20 protein-coding genes and 1 pseudogene are annotated in these 15,773 nt (G+C 70.7%); 7 read left to right on the forward strand and 14 right to left on the reverse strand.

Annotation, left to right across the window (positions count from 1 at the left end; all coding sequences use genetic code 11):
* Nucleotides 1–116: 116 nt before the first annotated feature.
* From ACFV9M_RS11225 to ACFV9M_RS11250, 6 genes are all read left to right on the forward strand, one after another.
* A complete protein-coding gene (locus tag ACFV9M_RS11225) occupies nucleotides 117–683 on the forward strand; it encodes a WhiB family transcriptional regulator (RefSeq protein ID WP_385062752.1) in 567 nt (188 codons plus the stop codon).
* Nucleotides 680–1,735, forward strand: a complete 1,056-nt coding sequence (locus ACFV9M_RS11230; protein WP_385062750.1) for a DUF2637 domain-containing protein — start codon at nucleotides 680–682, stop codon at nucleotides 1,733–1,735. The genes ACFV9M_RS11225 and ACFV9M_RS11230 overlap by 4 nt, the downstream gene beginning before the upstream one ends.
* 90 nt (nucleotides 1,736–1,825) lie before the next feature.
* Nucleotides 1,826–2,050 carry a hypothetical protein gene (locus tag ACFV9M_RS11235; protein WP_030195633.1) on the forward strand — a complete coding sequence of 75 codons (225 nt, stop codon included), beginning with the start codon at nucleotides 1,826–1,828 and terminating at the stop codon, nucleotides 2,048–2,050.
* On the forward strand, nucleotides 2,047–2,712 hold the full coding sequence (locus ACFV9M_RS11240; protein ID WP_385102396.1) for a MobC family plasmid mobilization relaxosome protein: 666 nt from the start codon (nucleotides 2,047–2,049) through the stop codon (nucleotides 2,710–2,712). Before ACFV9M_RS11235 ends, ACFV9M_RS11240 begins: the two co-directional genes overlap by 4 nt.
* Entirely contained in the window at nucleotides 2,712–4,466 is a 1,755-nt protein-coding gene (locus tag ACFV9M_RS11245) for a relaxase/mobilization nuclease domain-containing protein (protein WP_385062748.1), read from the forward strand. Before ACFV9M_RS11240 ends, ACFV9M_RS11245 begins: the two co-directional genes overlap by 1 nt.
* A 108-nt stretch (nucleotides 4,467–4,574) precedes the next feature.
* On the forward strand, nucleotides 4,575–4,982 hold the full coding sequence (locus ACFV9M_RS11250) for a hypothetical protein (protein ID WP_385062747.1): 408 nt from the start codon (nucleotides 4,575–4,577) through the stop codon (nucleotides 4,980–4,982).
* Nucleotides 4,983–5,416: 434 nt separating this feature from the next.
* Here the strand turns inward: ACFV9M_RS11250 and ACFV9M_RS11255 are convergent, their stop codons facing one another.
* The 5 genes and pseudogenes from ACFV9M_RS11255 to ACFV9M_RS11275 all read right to left on the reverse strand — a co-directional run bounded on the left by ACFV9M_RS11255 (nucleotide 5,417) and on the right by ACFV9M_RS11275 (nucleotide 8,693).
* The gene (locus ACFV9M_RS11255) at nucleotides 5,417–5,695 is read right to left on the reverse strand and encodes a DUF1566 domain-containing protein (RefSeq protein ID WP_385062745.1); all 279 of its coding nucleotides are present in this window, start codon (nucleotides 5,693–5,695) and stop codon (nucleotides 5,417–5,419) included.
* Nucleotides 5,692–6,828 (reverse strand): DUF1566 domain-containing protein, encoded by a 1,137-nt coding sequence (locus ACFV9M_RS11260; protein ID WP_385062743.1) that lies wholly within the window; start codon nucleotides 6,826–6,828, stop codon nucleotides 5,692–5,694. Before ACFV9M_RS11260 ends, ACFV9M_RS11255 begins: the two co-directional genes overlap by 4 nt.
* Nucleotides 6,829–7,106: 278 nt before the next feature.
* Nucleotides 7,107–8,080: pseudogene (locus ACFV9M_RS11265) on the reverse strand (IS5 family transposase).
* Nucleotides 8,081–8,145: 65 nt separating this feature from the next.
* Nucleotides 8,146–8,400, reverse strand: a complete 255-nt coding sequence (locus ACFV9M_RS11270) for an esterase (RefSeq protein ID WP_385062742.1) — start codon at nucleotides 8,398–8,400, stop codon at nucleotides 8,146–8,148.
* 80 nt (nucleotides 8,401–8,480) lie between these two features.
* Nucleotides 8,481–8,693 carry a hypothetical protein gene (locus ACFV9M_RS11275; protein WP_385062741.1) on the reverse strand — a complete coding sequence of 71 codons (213 nt, stop codon included), beginning with the start codon at nucleotides 8,691–8,693 and terminating at the stop codon, nucleotides 8,481–8,483.
* Nucleotides 8,694–9,154: 461 nt separating this feature from the next.
* Between ACFV9M_RS11275 and ACFV9M_RS11280 the strand changes: the two genes are divergently transcribed.
* Complete coding sequence (locus tag ACFV9M_RS11280; RefSeq protein ID WP_385062739.1) at nucleotides 9,155–9,421, forward strand: hypothetical protein; 267 nt, start codon at nucleotides 9,155–9,157, stop codon at nucleotides 9,419–9,421.
* Nucleotides 9,422–9,426: 5 nt separating this feature from the next.
* On the opposite strand, the gene ACFV9M_RS11285 is transcribed toward ACFV9M_RS11280, so the two are convergent.
* The 9 genes from ACFV9M_RS11285 to ACFV9M_RS11325 all read right to left on the reverse strand — a co-directional run bounded on the left by ACFV9M_RS11285 (nucleotide 9,427) and on the right by ACFV9M_RS11325 (nucleotide 15,502).
* Nucleotides 9,427–9,915 carry a hypothetical protein gene (locus ACFV9M_RS11285; RefSeq protein ID WP_385062737.1) on the reverse strand — a complete coding sequence of 163 codons (489 nt, stop codon included), beginning with the start codon at nucleotides 9,913–9,915 and terminating at the stop codon, nucleotides 9,427–9,429.
* A 69-nt stretch (nucleotides 9,916–9,984) separates the two neighbouring features.
* Nucleotides 9,985–10,926 carry a DUF317 domain-containing protein gene (locus tag ACFV9M_RS11290; RefSeq protein ID WP_385062736.1) on the reverse strand — a complete coding sequence of 314 codons (942 nt, stop codon included), beginning with the start codon at nucleotides 10,924–10,926 and terminating at the stop codon, nucleotides 9,985–9,987.
* A gap of 121 nt (nucleotides 10,927–11,047) precedes the next feature.
* Nucleotides 11,048–11,890 carry a winged helix-turn-helix transcriptional regulator gene (locus ACFV9M_RS11295; protein WP_385062733.1) on the reverse strand — a complete coding sequence of 281 codons (843 nt, stop codon included), beginning with the start codon at nucleotides 11,888–11,890 and terminating at the stop codon, nucleotides 11,048–11,050.
* Between the two features lie 418 nt (nucleotides 11,891–12,308).
* Nucleotides 12,309–12,716: a hypothetical protein gene (locus ACFV9M_RS11300; protein ID WP_385062731.1), complete on the reverse strand. Its 408-nt coding sequence runs from the start codon at nucleotides 12,714–12,716 to the stop codon at nucleotides 12,309–12,311.
* Between the two features lie 11 nt (nucleotides 12,717–12,727).
* Complete coding sequence (locus tag ACFV9M_RS11305; RefSeq protein WP_385062729.1) at nucleotides 12,728–13,396, reverse strand: hypothetical protein; 669 nt, start codon at nucleotides 13,394–13,396, stop codon at nucleotides 12,728–12,730.
* The gene (locus tag ACFV9M_RS11310) at nucleotides 13,393–13,869 is read right to left on the reverse strand and encodes a hypothetical protein (protein ID WP_385062728.1); all 477 of its coding nucleotides are present in this window, start codon (nucleotides 13,867–13,869) and stop codon (nucleotides 13,393–13,395) included. The genes ACFV9M_RS11305 and ACFV9M_RS11310 overlap by 4 nt, the downstream gene beginning before the upstream one ends.
* Nucleotides 13,866–14,645, reverse strand: a complete 780-nt coding sequence (locus ACFV9M_RS11315; RefSeq protein WP_385062726.1) for a glycosyl hydrolase — start codon at nucleotides 14,643–14,645, stop codon at nucleotides 13,866–13,868. The genes ACFV9M_RS11310 and ACFV9M_RS11315 overlap by 4 nt, the downstream gene beginning before the upstream one ends.
* Nucleotides 14,642–15,247: a DUF4913 domain-containing protein gene (locus ACFV9M_RS11320; protein ID WP_385062725.1), complete on the reverse strand. Its 606-nt coding sequence runs from the start codon at nucleotides 15,245–15,247 to the stop codon at nucleotides 14,642–14,644. The genes ACFV9M_RS11315 and ACFV9M_RS11320 overlap by 4 nt, the downstream gene beginning before the upstream one ends.
* Nucleotides 15,248–15,340: 93 nt before the next feature.
* Entirely contained in the window at nucleotides 15,341–15,502 is a 162-nt protein-coding gene (locus ACFV9M_RS11325) for a hypothetical protein (protein WP_385062723.1), read from the reverse strand.
* Nucleotides 15,503–15,773 lie beyond the last annotated feature (271 nt).

Genomic DNA, 15,773 nt, shown 5'->3' on the forward strand with positions numbered 1-15,773 from the left:
CCGTCGCAGGCCGCCACGCCGGGCCGCGCCCTCTGGGCTCCGCCCGAGCACCTTCCCGACCCAGCGCACCTCTCCGCCGACGCCCCTGCGCGCGGAGAGCGATCGGAGCACCCCGCATGACCAGCACGACGAACAGCCCTGCCCGCCACCGGTCGCTCGGTGACCACACCTGGCAGGCCGATGCCGTCTGTCAGAGCACCGAATACAACCCGGTCGATCCCGAGATCTTCTTCCCGGAGCCCGACGAGACCGACAAGATCGCCGCCGCGAAGTCGTTGTGTGGCCAGTGCCCGGTCCGTCGCGCCTGCCTGGACGCCGCCTTGGAAGGCGGCACCACCGACGGCATCCGGGGCGGACTGACCGAGGAGGAGCGCGGACCACTTCACGAGAAGATCGCCCACCGCCTCGACTACAGCCGCGTCAACGACACGATCGACGGACGCGACGTCCACCTCACCAAGGCCGAGCGCCGCGCGGTCGTCTACGCCGCCTACCGCCACGGGGTTACCGAGCAGCGCCTGGCCTGGCTCCTGAAGATTACCGAGGAGCACGCCCAGAAGCTCTACCGCGAACTCCGCCGCGCCCTGCGCAACCGAGACCTGAACCAGCCCGCGACGACTACCCCGCCTTCCGAGGTCGGCGGCGAGCGTCTGGTCCGCGACGACTTCGGGACGGCGGCATGACCGCCACGATCACGCCGAAGACGGCGCACATCTCCGGGTGGGACCGCGCGGTCGTCATCGCCCTGGGCGGCGCAGGATGCGCGCTGTCGTACGACGCCCTCCAGCAGATGGCCGTCGCCATCCACGTCCGAGGCTTCCTCACCTATCTCTTCCCCCTGGTGATCGACGGGTTCATCGCCTACGGCGTCCGGGCGCTCCTGGTCCTGCGCGACGCGCCGCTGCGTGCCCGGCTCTACGTCTGGACACTCTTCGGCACGGCCACCGCCGCCAGCATCTGGGCCAACGCGCTCCACGCGGTGCGGCTCAACGATGACGCGGTCGCCGGCACCGGTCTCCGGCTCGGCAACACGGTGGTCGCGGTGCTGTCCACCATCGCCCCGCTGGCCCTGGCCGGAGCGGTCCACCTCTATATCCTCATCGCCCGCGGGCCGGTCAAAGGCAGTGACGGCGAGGACCTCGGCCCGGCCGGTCACCCGGGTCCCCCCGGTCAGACCGGCCGGGGCGATGCCGTCGAGGTCACCCGGACCGACCGGGTCGGTCAGGTCAGGGTCGGCCAGCTGGCCACCGCTCTGACCGACCGGACACCACTGTCCCTGGACAAGAAGGCCTCCGCCTCCCGGTCACTGACCGGGGACAGGGCCCCGGCGGACAGTCCGACGCCGATCACCGGCCACCGCGGTCAGCCACAAAAGGCCGCTGGCCTGCTCGGACAGCTGGACACGACGCGGTCGGTCACTGACCGCCCAGACGACACCGCCCCGGTCACCAGCGGCCAGGACAGGCCGGTGGCCCCCACCGCCCCGCCGGTCACTCCTCCACCGGTCACTGACCGGGTCCCCCGGATACCCAGTGACCGACGGCCTGACCCGGACACCGAGGAACTGCTGAAGATCGCCCGGTCAGCGGTCAGGGCCGAGGACAAGCTGACCCGCAAGGTGGTCGCCCAGGCGATCCGCGGTCAGCAGATCCCGCTGTCCAGCGACACCCTGACCGCCCTGATGGCCCAGCTGCGCGAACAGCACGGCAAGCCGGTCACCTCCGCCCGGAACTGACCGGACACCACGGAGCGAGTGACCGAGCCGGTCACCCCGGCCGGTCACCCGCTCCGGACACCCCTCTTGAGCAGAAGCGGAGCACACCTGATGCGCACCCACCCGGCCACGCCCGCCGAAGTCGACTCCTGGCTGACCGTTCTGCACCAGCGTGGCCACCTCCACCGCGCCCAGTCCGGCCCCGACACCACCTGGATCGTGCAACGAGAGCAGCACGATCGCCCCTGGACCCTGCACCACCCGGTCCTGGCCATGGACTGGATCGAGGAACTTGTCCGCGAAATCCAGCAGCAGGACCCGGAGACGAGCCGGTGACCACCGACGACTCGGCGGTGACCGACGCCGGACAGCAGCGTGACCCCGCGACGGCTCCTGGCGGAGCAAGCTATCGCGTACGACGGTCCTACGGCCCGTCGTACGCACTTGCCCCCGCCCCGGGGGGCGGGGGAGGCCCGGTTGGTTCCCGAGCGGGGGCGCTCGGGAACCAACCGGGTAACCGGCACCAGGGGGCGCCGGTTACTGGGGGAGAAGCCGACCGCGATGACCACCGTGAGCAGCCGAGCCCGATCACGCCTGCCTTCCCCGACCGCAAACCGCGCCGCCGCAGCCGCAACCCGAGCGAGCGCACCCGCAAGACGACCACCCGCCTCTCCGACGCCGAGCACGCCGAGATCGCCGCCGCCGCCGTGCAGCGCGGCATCACCGTCGCCCGTTTCCTCGCCGCCGCCGGCCTCGCCGCCGCCCGTGGTGCGACCACCCTGCACACCAACGAACGACTCGACACGGCCATCGACGAACTCGCCGCCCTGCGTACCGCCCTGGCCCGGATCGGCAACAACATCAACCAGATTGCCTACGTCCACAACGCCGGCGGACAGCCCCGTCCCGGCGAACTCGACCACGCACTGAGCTTCCTGACCCGACTCCTTTGCCGCCTCGACGACGCGGCGAACGACCTGGTGACCAGGCGGTTGTGATGGTGCCCGACATCTCACGCGGCTCCCGCACCCACGGCCTCCTCGCCTACCTCTATGGCCCCGGCCGCCGCGAGGAACACACCGACCCACACCTCGTCGGCTCCTGGGACGGCTTCGCCCCCGACCCCGGCCGCGATCCACACGTCACCCTCACGCACCTCACCGCCGTCCTCGACCTCCGGGTCAAGCAGGCCGACGATCGCGCGCCCGCCAAACACGTCTGGCACTGCTCGGTCCGCACCGCCCCGGGCGACCGGCGCCTGTCCGACGAGGAGTGGAACGCCGTCGCCCAGCGCATCGTCCACGCCACCGGCATCGCCCCGGACGGTGACCCCGACGGCTGCCGGTGGATCGCCGTCCGCCACGCAGAAGACCACATCCATATCCTCGCCACCCTAGTCCGCGGTGACCTGCGCAACCCCCGCCTCAACTACGACTTCAACAAGGCCCAGGCCATCTGCCGGCGCATCGAGAAGGAAATGGGTCTGCGCCGCCTCAACGCCGGCGACGGCACCGCAGCGAAGAACCCCACCAGCGCCGAGAGGTTCAAAGCCGAACGCGTCGGTCGGTCCGCAACCGCCCGCGAGACCCTCCGCGAAGCCGTCCGCCAGGCCCTCGCCGGAGCCGCCACCGAAGAGGAGTTCTTCACCCGACTCCGCGAGGCGGGCCTACGCGTGAAGATGCGCCACGCCCCCTCCGGCGACGCACTCGGCTACAACGTCGCCCTGCCCGGCGACCGCAACCGCAACGGCGAACCCGTCTGGTACCCCGGCTCCAAGCTGGCCCCCGACCTGTCCCTCCCGAAGATCCGCCACCGGCTGACCGACGAAATCACCGACCGGACAACACCTCCGGCCGCCAGCTGCCGGGCGGACTGGTCTCCGCAGGCCCGACAACGTCGCAGCGCTACCGGCATCGCCGAGCGTGCCGCCGTCCTCCTCGACGGCAACGACGACGAAGCCGCAGCCCAGCTCGTCGGCGTCGGCGAACTCCTGGACGCGGTCGCCCAGACCTCCCCGGCCGCCACCCGCGCCGAGCTGGCCGCCGCCGCCCGCGCCTTCGAACGGGCCACCCGCAGCTACGTCCGAGCAGAACGCGCCGACACCCGCGCGCTCCGCTCCGCCGCCCGGGGCATCGTCCAGGCCGGCAGCGCCCTCGGCCGCGGTGAAGACGGCGGTACCACCGCCATGCTCGTCTCCACCCTAGTCCTGGCCACCCTCGCCGCCGCCCGCTGGCACTCCGCACGCGGCCACGCCCAGCAGGCCCACGCTTCCCGCCAGGCCGCCGAACACCTGCGCACCGCCTACCACCAGGCCGCCGTCACGCCGATTCGCATACTGAACGACCAGGGGCGTGCCCTCCCCGAGACCCAACACCGGACGTACGAGGCCACCCTCCGCGCAGCTCTCCCGGAGCAGGGCGTACGAGCAGACGGCATCCCGACGAACACCAACGCCCTGGTCGTCACCCTCGCACAAGCCGAGCAGGCCGGCCACGATTCCACAACCCTCTTGCGGCAGGCCATCGACATGCGCGAACTCGACACCGCCACGAACGTGAACGACGTCCTGATCTGGCGCCTGCGCCGCCTCGCCCAGCTCCCCGCCCACCCGGGCGAAGCTCCCCGGCAACCGCAGGCCGGCACTCGCCCGACCAAGAAGACCTCGACCAACCACACCAGCGAACGGAACGCACCCACAGCTGCGCCGCGCCCTGCCGTCCCTGACCCGCGAAGCCGCCCACCGCGCCGCTGACCAGCGCGTCTGGGAGGCCGTCCACCGGCCGACCGGACTCCATGAAACCCCTGGACAGCCAGTTCTTCCGGCTGTTACGGATGAAAACAGGAAGCCCTCAACAGGGAGATGACGCTCGTGCTCAGAACCACCGACCGCACCACGGAGCCGGCATCCGCGCTGCCCGTCCTCCCCACCAGCACCGACCCCCTGCTGCAACCCCAGCACGAGACCCAGCCGGCCGACGGTCCCGACGCGACCCGCTGTGTCATCCACCCATCCGAACTCGCCCTCGGCGGCATCCCCGTGATGTGCTCGACCTGCCGGGCCCGACGCGACTGGCTGCTCATCAACCACGGCCGCAACGTCTGGATCCACTGCCGGTGCGGCAACCAGTGGCTCGAACCCGAACTCCGCCGCGCCGACTTCGACGCCCTTGTCGGCGGACCGGGTGAGACGAATATCTACCCCAGCGTCGAGAAAGGTCTGATCGCGCTCGGCTTCGACGGCGTCTTCATCGGCACCTACCTGGAGTAGGCAGGTAAGGAGCCAGGTGTCGAGGGGTGCCGCCGACGAAGTAGTGGTGCTCCTCGTAGCCGCGCGTGCGGCCAGCCGTGTCGGGTGCCACGAGCCGGAGCCGAACGGGCCTGTGGACTCGGACATGTTCTTCGGCAGGCATGTCCGTGGACAGCGTCACGCCCGAGGCTTCGGTAGGCGTGCACCTCGGCACAGGTGGAGGAAGCCTTCTTCCAAACAGCCTGTCGGAGTACTGATGGGCGAGGAACGCGGCCCGGCGATCAGGGACGAGGCTGGACGGGCTGCCCAACCTGCAATGGTCTGCGAGTCCCCACGGTTCCGCGCCGTGAGCGCTTCCTTCCCGCGCGGTCGAACGGCATTGCGTAAAGCTACGCGGATCAGACCATGCGCCGCTTCCGGTCGCACCGTCGAGTTGCCTGGCGATTCGCCGACGCTCACCGTACACATCGTACGTATCCGGCCGTAACCTCTCGGTAGTTGGTGTACCCGTCTTCGTAGTTGAGCGCCCAGTAATTGCCCGGCTCCGGGGTGGAGGCACTGGTCGACCAGTACCAAGCGTCCGCCTGCGTCGCCGGGAAGGCCGCGGGGTCGATGGCCGGAGCGACTCGGCTGTCGTCGACCGTGGTGGCGAGTTCCTTCAGGCCGGGCAACCGCCAGCGCTGGCCGTCCAGCCCGAGATTCCGGCAGTACTCGGTTGCCTCGGCAGCGGTCATGGTGGCCGGAGAGGAGCCGCGCTGCCAGGTGAGGCCGGTCGCCGGGTCGGTGACCGTGTCGGCGGACACCTGGTAGCGGGGGCGCCCTGTGCCGCTGTCGGGTGAGCTACGCAGCGCACCCGTTGCTCGCTGTCCTGGAAAGCGCCGTTGCTCGCCAGCCCCTCGTAGAAGTTGATGATCCAGGCACGCTGGGGGTCCGATTCCACCGCCCATGCGGTGGAGGTCCAGAAGAACTGGGACGGGGTGTCGGGGAACGCCCTGGTGTCGATGGCCGGAGCCGCGCGGCCCGTGTCCACGAGGGACGTCAGCTCGATGCAGCTGGGGAGGTGCCAGCCGCCACCGGAGAGGTCGAGCCCGGCACAGTAGTCGTTAGCTCGGGCGAAGGAGTACTCGTCCGGCGCCACCGTCTTCTGCCACACCAGGCAGGTGGAGTCATCGCGCACTGTGCCGTCGCCCAGGTCGGTGTACGTCGCCTGATTGATGTCCAGGCCCACCGAGTTGTCGGGCATGGGCCAGTCCGCCCATGCCCGGGCCACCGAGTCACCGCAGTCGGGCCGGTCGGCGGGCGGCACCTCTGCAGCGACCGTTGGTGGTGTCGTCTTCACACTCACCGAGGGAGAAAGGCTGCTCTCCGGTGACGCGGACTTTTCCGGTGTCTCGCGGGAAGCGGACGCAGTCTGCGACGCCCGGTCAGTGTCTGGGACTGTGACCGACGTCGTCTCGGAAGTGTTCGTGTGCGCATGGACGTACCAGCCGGTCACCGCCCCCAGGGCGACCACCGTCGCGACCGTTGCGGCGACCGGCCCACGGGCCAGGTGCCGCGCGCCCTTGCGCACGACTCGGCACGCGTTGTCCAGCAGCGCGGTGGAGCCCGAGGCCGAACCGGCCGCGGCCGCCGTGGTGCCCACCGGGCTGAGACCTGCCAGTACCTGACCGGTCAGCCCCAGCGGAAGCGGGACCAGCGCCAGGCCGGCGAGAAGTCCCTCGACCGGGACGAGTGCCGAGCCGGCCAGGAGGCAGCGGGAGCAGTCGCGCACATGCCGGCCGAGGCGCTTGCGCCACAGCGGGCTCGGTCGGCCGTTCCAGGTCGGCAGAAGGTCGTCGAGTCCGGGGCAGCGCGGCGAGGCGCTCAACGCCCGTGTGATCAGGCGGGCGTCCTGGAGGCGTTCGCTGCTGGTCGTCGGCCATCGTGCCCTCCTCGTTCGTCTGGATGAGCGTATGCAACAGATGGATGGGCGTACGGCAAGGCCGCCCCTGCCTGATCGGTGCGGGGCGGCCTTATGCGGTGATCGGTCAGACCTCGGCGACGCGGTTGGAGAGGCCGAGGACATGGGTCGCGAACGTGAGAGCGGCGCATAGGCCGGTCACCTCTTGGACAGTCGGGCGGACTAGGGCCTGTCTGATGTTGTGATCACCGGACGGTCTGGAGGCCGCGGATCCAGAGGAGTGCCGCGCGGAGTTCGAGGCCGGCTTGGTAGTTGGCGGGGTCCTTGTCGTAGCGGGTGGCGAGGCCCCGCCAGGCTTTGATCTTGTTGATGCCGCGTTCGACGGTGTTGCGTTGGCGGTAGAGGTCGGGGTCGCAGGTGACGGGGCGCCCGCCGCGCGAGCCCTTCTTCCGGCGGTTCGCCGCCTGGTCCCTCGGCTCGGCGATCACTGCCTTGATTCCGCGTCTGCGCAGGTAGGTGCGATTGCGGCGAGAGGAGTATGCCTTGTCGCCGGCAACGGCCCCGGGCCGGGTTCGGGGCCTGCCGACCGGCCCACGGACCTTGATCTTCTCCAGGACGGGGACGAACTGGGGGCTGTCCCCTGCCTGCCCGGCGGTGACGATGACGGCCAACGGGCGGCAGGCCGTGTCGATCGCAAGGTGGATCTTCGTGGTGAGGCCGCCGCGGGAGCGGCCCAGACTCGCTGCCGCCAGGCGGGCCCTGCGGCGCCTGGTCAGCCGTCGGCGCTCTTCGACGGCGGGATCGCGGTGTCCGTCTTGTTCCTCGCCTGTGCCCCTTTTTCGGCGGCTGCCTTCTCCAGGGCGTCCAGCACCTCGGCGTCGACGGGCAGTCCGGCCGCGTCGTGATGGGCCCGGGCCGTGGTCGAGTCCACGCTGACCAGCGCCAGGTCCACCTTGCCCTGCCGGGCGGCCTCGGCGATCACGCCGTCGAGCAGTGCGGTGAACACGCCGGTCTTCCGCCAGTACCGGAACCGGTCGTAGACGGTCTGCCACGGCCCGAAGCGCTCGGGCATCTCCCGCCACTGGGCCCCGGACCGGAACTTCCACACGACACCCTCGAACTGGGCCCTCAGATTCTGTGGATACGGGCCGAAGGCGCCGATCGGCAGGAAGGGTGCGATGAAGTCCCAGTCATCATCGGTCAGTTGCGCTCGAGTCACAGGCACTGTTCTACCGAAGGTTCCGGCCCGCCAAGGCCGGAACCTTCAACAAAGAGATCACAACATCAGACAGGCCCTAGGTGCGGCCAGTCATCCGGGGCGGCGGGCCAGGACGCGAGGTGTACCTCGGTGGTGGCCAGGCCCAGGTAAGCGGTGACGTCCCAGCCCGCGAGAGAGGCGGGCTCCCAGTGCAGATGGATACGGCCGAGAGGGACTCTGGGAGTGCCGGTGGCGAGCCACGTGACGTAGAGCGGGCTGTCTGGTCGGGCGGAGACGCGCTGGACCAGCGCGCCGCGCACGCCGTCCGGCATGGGGCGCACGGCGAGGCCGTGCAGCGGAAGGACGGACGAGGGGTGGGATCGCGACGAGATACAAGCCTCCGTGGCGTTGATGGATCAAGTCAGGCCCAGGCGAGGGCGTCCCGCGCCCCCGCCGGGAGATAACCATCCTGGCCGTCGTCGGCGATGAACGCCGTGCCGTCCCGGACGACGACCTCGGCTCCCACGTAATGGGCGAAGGGGAAGTCGGGGTTGATGGCGAGGCGGACCGGCAGGTTGGGGTCGAGCGCCTGGAGCTGGTGAAGCAGGTGGCCGACGGTCAGGTAGTGGGGCAAGGGAACCTCCGAGAGCGGTACAGGAAGTCGGATCCGGGCTGGTGGCGGCGCGTCAGGAGGCGTCGATGCGGAGCAGGTCGCAGATGACCTTCGGCCCCTTGGCGTGGTCGGCGAGATGCCGCCTGCGGCATTCGTTGGCGTAGCCCTTGACGCCTTCCTTCATCTCCCAGTCGCCGCACGAGCAGACGGCCTGCGTGTATGCACGGCCGAGGCAGTCGACACGGCGGGGCGGACGACGGCGGGCAGGAGGGCGGCGGAGGTGTTCACGGCTGGACGGTCCCTTCGTTGACCTGCGGTTTTCCCGACATCCGTACGTTGACATGCGCTCTACCGAAGTACGTAGTCGTATCCCGAGGGCGGACGTCTGCCGTGGGCGAACTTCAAGCCGGAATTGATCGGCGAACGCGGTTGTCATACCTGGGTTGCGGCGACGGACCGCACGAAACGCAGGGGGAGCAGGGATGGCCGAGGCGAGCAGACACTGGGACGGAGCCGGGCTGGAACGCAAGATCCGCGCTGCTGGACGGCCGCGGACCGTGGGCGACATCGCGGTGATCAATGACGGCCAACGGGGCGTCGGTGCGGAGCCCGACAGGTGGCCGTTCGAGGAGACGGTGGTGGAGCGCCGAGCGGCGGAAGGCCGGCGCGTGGAGCTGACGCTGGAGGAGCTGGGCCGCGCGGTGGGCCCTCGCATCGAGGACGCCCACCGCGACGAGGACCTCGCCTGACGCGTTCAGCGACGCGGCCCCGTGGTGGGCGCCGGTGGCCCGACGGCGGCCGAAGGAGCAGGCGAGTCGGGCGCTTGGCCCAGGGCGTGCTGAGTGTGCCCGGAGCGGGCGACTGCGGCCTGGGCCAGGCGATCTGCCGGGGACTGCTTCGCGGGTGCGGCGGCTTCACGAGCCTCGACCACGCGCCTGATCGCCTGCAGGTACGTATGGCTCTCCGCATGGGCGACGCGGAGGTCGACTGCCGATTCGGTGATCCGGTCCAGTTCGTAGAAGGCTGGCACGTACCCGGGACGGGTCAGGGCGTGCAGACGGTTCTGATGAACGGTCACCGCGTTGTCGGTGATGGCCAGGGCGGTACGGGTGTGCATGGCCGAGCGCAGGAGCGGGTCCTCGCAGGGGCGTCGGGTGGCGAGGACTTCCAGGACTTCGATGGGCTGGCTCCAGGCTTTCTCGATCATGGCGGTGGCCTGGTCGAGCATGGCGGTGGTGGGCATGACGGAACTCCCGTTGTGCGGCGACGGTTTCGAGTGGGTGCGGCATCCCTGAGAGGTCCGGAACAGGAGTCAGCGGCTGTGCCGTGGCGCCGACGAGCTGGTCGGCAGCGGGATGCCGGTTGCGGGCGGGAGGCTGCCCGGCCGGTTCTGCGCCGCCCCCGCGGAGCGGCTCTGGGCGGCCATGATCCGGAGATCGGCTGCCGTGCGCGGAGCCCGCGCGGCACGGTGGACGGCCTGGGTGACCGCCGTACGGCGCACGTCGAGAGGGGTCGGAGCGCGGGAGATCGGGGGCTCGGCGGCCGACGCGACCGGGGTCAGGGTGACCAGGTGCTCCACCCGCCGGTCGATCTGGTGCCGCTCACGCACCACTGGAGCCGACTCCGCCATCACGGCCGCCGTCGCGGCGATCAGGTGGGACGGGGTGCCGGCGGTGAATACCGCCTCCGCCCGAGTGCCCCAGCCCAGTGGACCGGCCCAGAGCGTGACGGTCTCGTCGTCCCATCCGGAGAGACGGTTGTCGATCAGGATGCCGGCCTGGCCGTCGGGGGCGACGATCTCGACGGTGCCGCTCTCGGCGCCGCCGTCTCGTGTCCAACCGGCGTCGGTCAGCGGCCGGACGGCGTCGGCCCAGCGGTAGGACGGCCTGGCCAAGAAGCGCGCATTGGCGTCGTAGGCGTCGGACTCGGCGTAGTCACGGGCCAGAGCGGTGGTGAGGCCGGCGACGATCTCGGGTGGAGTGACTTGGTTGAAGGTGGCCGTCCAGCGGGGCGCGGCAACGGACTCCTCGGCTGCGGTGATCTTCCACAGCTCGAAGTCATCGCCGAACCAGCCGATCCGAATCCGGTGGTCGGGCGAGGTGACGACGAGCTGGCAGGGGCCTTCGTCGAGGTGGTGGTGCGGCCAGTGCGCAACCGGGGCGAAGCCGGCTTCTCCGGTCCCGCCGGTACCGGCCAGGTACATGGGACTGACCAGGACTTCCTGGTAAAGGGGCGGGGCATCGGGGGCGTGCATGGTCGAAGCTCCGAACGCGTAGGAAGGGAACGCGTCCGCGTGCGCGGCGAAACGAACGGCCGGAGCGCACGCGGACGCCGCAGCGGGGGCGGAACGGCTCTGGTTCTCAGCACCACCCGGATCACCGGGCCCGGCCCGGGGCCGACTGGGCGGTCACGGCCGCCGGCACCCGCGGTTGCGGCTGCGGAGCATGGCTGAACCGGGCGTTCGACGCGGCAGCGCTGCGGCGCATGGCCGCCGCGGTCCGGGCATCGTCTACCGACAGCGGGACGCCGGTGTGCGTGCGAGCGGCCACCGCGACGGGGCGCGGAACCGACGAGGTCCTGCGCTCTGGAAGGGGGCTGCTCCAGTGCTCGACGCTCGCATAGACGGCGCCCAGCGCCTGACCGGCATCGGTCAGGACGTAGGGGTCGCCGTGGCGCGGGCCGGTGCGGGCGACCAGGCCGTCGGCCTGAAGGCGGAGGAGTCGCTGCCGGGTGTTGCCGTTGTCCAGGCCGAGCTTCTCGGTGATGTGGACGAACCGCATCGGGCCGCCCGCGTCGAAGACCTGGATCATGACGGTCGAGTGCCGAAGATGGAGCCGGCGCAGGGCGTCCTCGACGCGTTCGGCTTCGGCCATGGTGCCCTGCGACAGGTAGACACGGGACCAGTCCGACACGGTGCGGTGCACTGGGGCCAGCGACTGGCCGAGCGCGCTGAGCCGGTACGGCGCCCCGCGACGGTCGTCAGTCCGGGTGACCAGCCCGTCAGCGTGCATCTGTGCCAGCCGCTTGCCGACGAACTGCTCGCTGACGAAGGGGAGCCGGGCGGCGACGTCACGCACGCGCATGGGGCGGCCCTCCTGGGCCAGGGTCATCGCCGACCAAGTGGTCCACTTCGGACCGATCCGGGTGAGCGCGTCCTCAACGCGCTGAGCGTCGATCGTAGCGATGGGGAAGGTGGGGGGCTGTGCAGGGGCGGGCATGGTGGCGTCCTGTCGGGGTGGGTCAGCGGGAGCGGGAGGACATAGGGGACGTCCTGACGATGGGCACGGCGGCTGAGTCGGTGGGGCACGGGAGTTGGCCGGGGTGGTGCTGCGGCCGAGGGCGGCGGTCACACGTGTTGTCGTCGCGCGCGCATTGCGAAGGGCGGCTTCACCCTGCGGTGTGAGCGCGAGGAGCTGGCCGGGCCGGTACAGGTTCTCGCTGGCGTCCTGGCTGACGAGTCCGTCGGCGATCAGCCGCTGGACGGTCTCGACCAGCTGCCGGGGACGCCGGTCCGTTTCATTCGAGAGGGGGGTCGTCGCCGATGCCGGTCAGGCCGATCCGGAGGCCGCCGGCCTCGACGGCTTCGAGGGCCACGAGCCGGGTCTCCACCGTGCGACGGCCCAGTCATCATCCCGGTCAGTAGTCTGCTTCTGGCTCAGCCTCGGGGCCTTCTTCGCCGAGCGATGCGCCGAATCCGGTTCGCGTGGAAGATGCTGATAGGCGGTTGCGGGCTCGACGAGCTGGCCGTAACCGGTCCTGCTGAGCAAGAAGGTCTCCGAGCCTCGGGACCGCGGTCCTCAGCAGCGCGTATGACACCCGCGCGCCGCCGAGTTCACCGCGACCGGTGGATTCGAGTAGCCGGAGAGGGTTCTTGACCGCGTCCGTCACCCGGCCGTGTATTACGTCAAGCTCGTATACGGCCCCGATCACCCGCGTCGCGGCGCTGTACAGCGGCTCGTCGGGTCGATACGTGATGTTGAGCGTGCTGTTCTCGGAGATGCCGAGCATCGCGGCAACGAGGTGTGCACCGGGGCGCGTGTTCACGTCGCACGGGTTCACTGTGCCGCGTCCATCCGGGCGAGCAGGGAGCGGACCAGGGTGGGCAGGCTGTCCGGGCCGTCGCCGATCCAGACGTGGTCGGTTGCCTCGTCGAGGACGTACGCGGCGTCCTCGGCCAGGCCACTGGAGATCTCCATGCAGGCGTCGGTGATCCGGGCGGCGGCGAGCAGCGACTCGGAGAGGACCTCGACGTAGTCGTCCGGGGCCAGGCCGGCGGTTTCGGCCGCGGCGCGGATCCCCGCCAACTCCAGTGCGCTGAACGCGAAGTCAAACTCGCCGTCCCGCTCGGCGCCGTCGTGCGCGGTGACGACCGGGTTGCGCGGCTCGGTGGGGATGCCCACGCGGGTGCAGATCTGGTCGACCGACGCAGTCAGCTCGGCGAAGGACTCGGTGAGCCACCCCAGCGCGGAGGCGTAGGAGGCCAGGGCGAACAGGCCCACCGGGGTGGCGGGGCAGGGCTCGGCGGCCACGAACTCTTCGAGACGGTCGTTCAGCTCGCCGACCACTTGGGGCCCGGCGGACAGCGCGCCCAGTACTGGGTGCAGGTAGGAGCGGCCGGGGGCCGTCGGGTACTCGGCGGTGAGGATGCCGGAGACGCTCTGCGCGGCGTCGGTGAGAAGGTCCGCCAGTTCGGTACGGGGCAGGGGAGCGCGGTTGGCGGTCAACGCTGGGAAACCTTTCGGGGGGCGGCGACCGGGGGCGGGGCTGCTGCTGGAGGAGCTGCCGGGCTCGCCGTCGGCCGATCGGTGACGAGCGGCGACCGGGACCGGGCGGCTTGCACGCGGGCCTGCGTGGCAGAGTCGTTCTCGACGTCGTGCCGGGGGTCGGTGCGCAGGTGGGCTGAGCGGTAGACCGAGTAGTCCTTCCGGCTCCCGGCCGCGACGAGGTAGATCTCGCGCCTGTGGGTCGAGGTCGGTGGGGCCGGACGGAACTGGATGACCATCCGGTAGGAGACGGAGGGGTCGACGTAGACCTTGTGGAACCCGGCGAGGCGGCCCGTCAACGGCAGGCAGTCGTTACTCCCGTGGACCAGGTTCTGCAGTTCCAGCAGCGCCAGGTCGCGGATCTCATCGGGAAGCTGACGCAGGTCGGCGATGGCGTCGGGGTGCGCGGCGAACGCGAAGCGGGCGCGGCTCACAACAGCCTCCCCTGCACCGGACGCTGGACTTGTCCCGCCGTGGGCGTGTGGGGAGCGTCGAGGCCGGCTTTCGGCTGCGCGGGAGCACCGGCCGACCGGGCGAGAGCGATGCGGGCGATGCGGGCCCGGACGACGGCTCCGTTGTGATCGCTGTACTCCGGTGGTTCCGGCAGCGGCTCGCTGTGGTCGTCCAGCCAGGAGCGGGCGGCACCCACGTCGGCGAAGGCTCCCTCGCGCATCGTGTACGTGCTGGCGTCGTGATCCCACTCTTCGTGGAAGACGCGAACCGGAGCCTGATCGGCATGGGAGTCACGGGCCAGCGTCCACGTCTCGCACGGGTCGGAGACCGAGGTGTGAGTGTCGAGGACCTCGTAACGAGTGCCCGACTGCCGAATCTGCTGCTCGACCTGGAGAGTGAGGTCGTCGGCGGGCTTCGCGTAGTCGTCGCGGACCAGAGGGATCTGCTTGGGCGGGCAGCCTCGTTCGACCAGCCAGTTCTGGGCGAAGGGCACGCTGGCGTGGTAGCTCGTCTCCAGGGTGAACGTACGCTGGCTGAGATCCCGCACGACCGCAATCCCCATCACCTGCGGCGCGCCGGGTATCCCCCACGTGACCGACCGGTCGCGGGCGAGGACGAAGCTGTGGGAGCCGTGGGGCGTGGTGGGGTACTGGGACAGGGCCGTCAGATCACCGGACCAGAACTTCTCCACCGCCTCCTCGGAGGCGGCATCGGCGGGTGCGAGGCCAGCTAGGGCGAGGTCGAAGGCGTCGTTCACGCCGCCACCCCTGACTGTTCGGGCGCCGGGGCAGCCAGCACGCGGTGGTTGGGGCGGTTGGCGCTCGTCGTACATGCCGCGAAGGGCCCGTCAGGGGCGCGCAGGTGCACCAGCGTTTGGTCCAGGTGGTCGCGGTGCCAAATCGAAGGACCGGACAGGCCGGCCTCCGTATCGGTGAACTGCTGCCACGCGAGCCAGAGCGCGTGGAGTCGGGCGACGGCCTCCGGGTGTTCGTACCACTGCGCGCACCACGGACGCGTCGTGCTGATCTCCCGGCCGTACACGGGGAGGAAGAGGTAGTTCACCCAGTCGCTGAGCGCGGCGAGTTCGACGGCGTATGCCTCCCCGCCCAAGGCGAGGATGAACACCGAGGAGGGGCCGTCGGCCTGCGCGGAGTCGGCCGCCCCGGCTGCCGGAGCGCCGTCCGCCTGCTGGCCGGCAGCGGGTACGGGATCGGGCTCGGAGCCGAGGCGGTCGAGGATGACGCCGTGCTGCCTGACCTCGGCCATGGTCTTGGCAAGGGCGCTGGCGAGGTCGTCGAGGTCCCCGTCGGAAACGCGGAATGGCTCGGGGGCGGGGGTGGTCGGGCTGGTGTCGGACATGGGCGCGTGCTCCATCTGTGAGACGGCGACATGCCCGAGAGGATCCGGAGAAACCGCGGTTTGGACCGGCCGGAAAAACCCGGTAGTGGGGCGCTACACGGCCGTACAGCGGGGGCAGCGCGGGAAGGACGGTGCCAACAACTGCAGAGCCCGAGCCGCCTGTTGCGGGACGACGCCGTTGCCGAGCGCGGTGAGCTGCGCCGGGCGTCCGATCCCCGGGGTGGCGGTGACCCAGCCGGCGTCGAGACCCTGCATCCACTCCACGAAGTCGGCACGGAGCCGGCCGGCCGCGTCGGTGGGTTCGGGCGCGGGACGGGTGAGGCTCTCCCATCGGGTGATGGCGGCTGCGTACGCTCCCCATCGCCGGTCCGCTCCTCGGCCTCCGGCGCCTCCTCCGCCCAGAGCGGCAGGATCACTGCCGACAAGGGGGGACGCCAGCCCTTCCCGGGGCGACGGCCCGGTGTGCCCGTGTCGCTGGCCCTCGGCGTGGGCAGCAGCGAGGCCGCCGCGCTCGGCAGGGTCATGT

Origin of the sequence: Streptomyces sp. NPDC059895, assembly GCF_042731035.1 — a bacterium.
Lineage (GTDB): Bacteria > Actinomycetota > Actinomycetes > Streptomycetales > Streptomycetaceae > Streptomyces.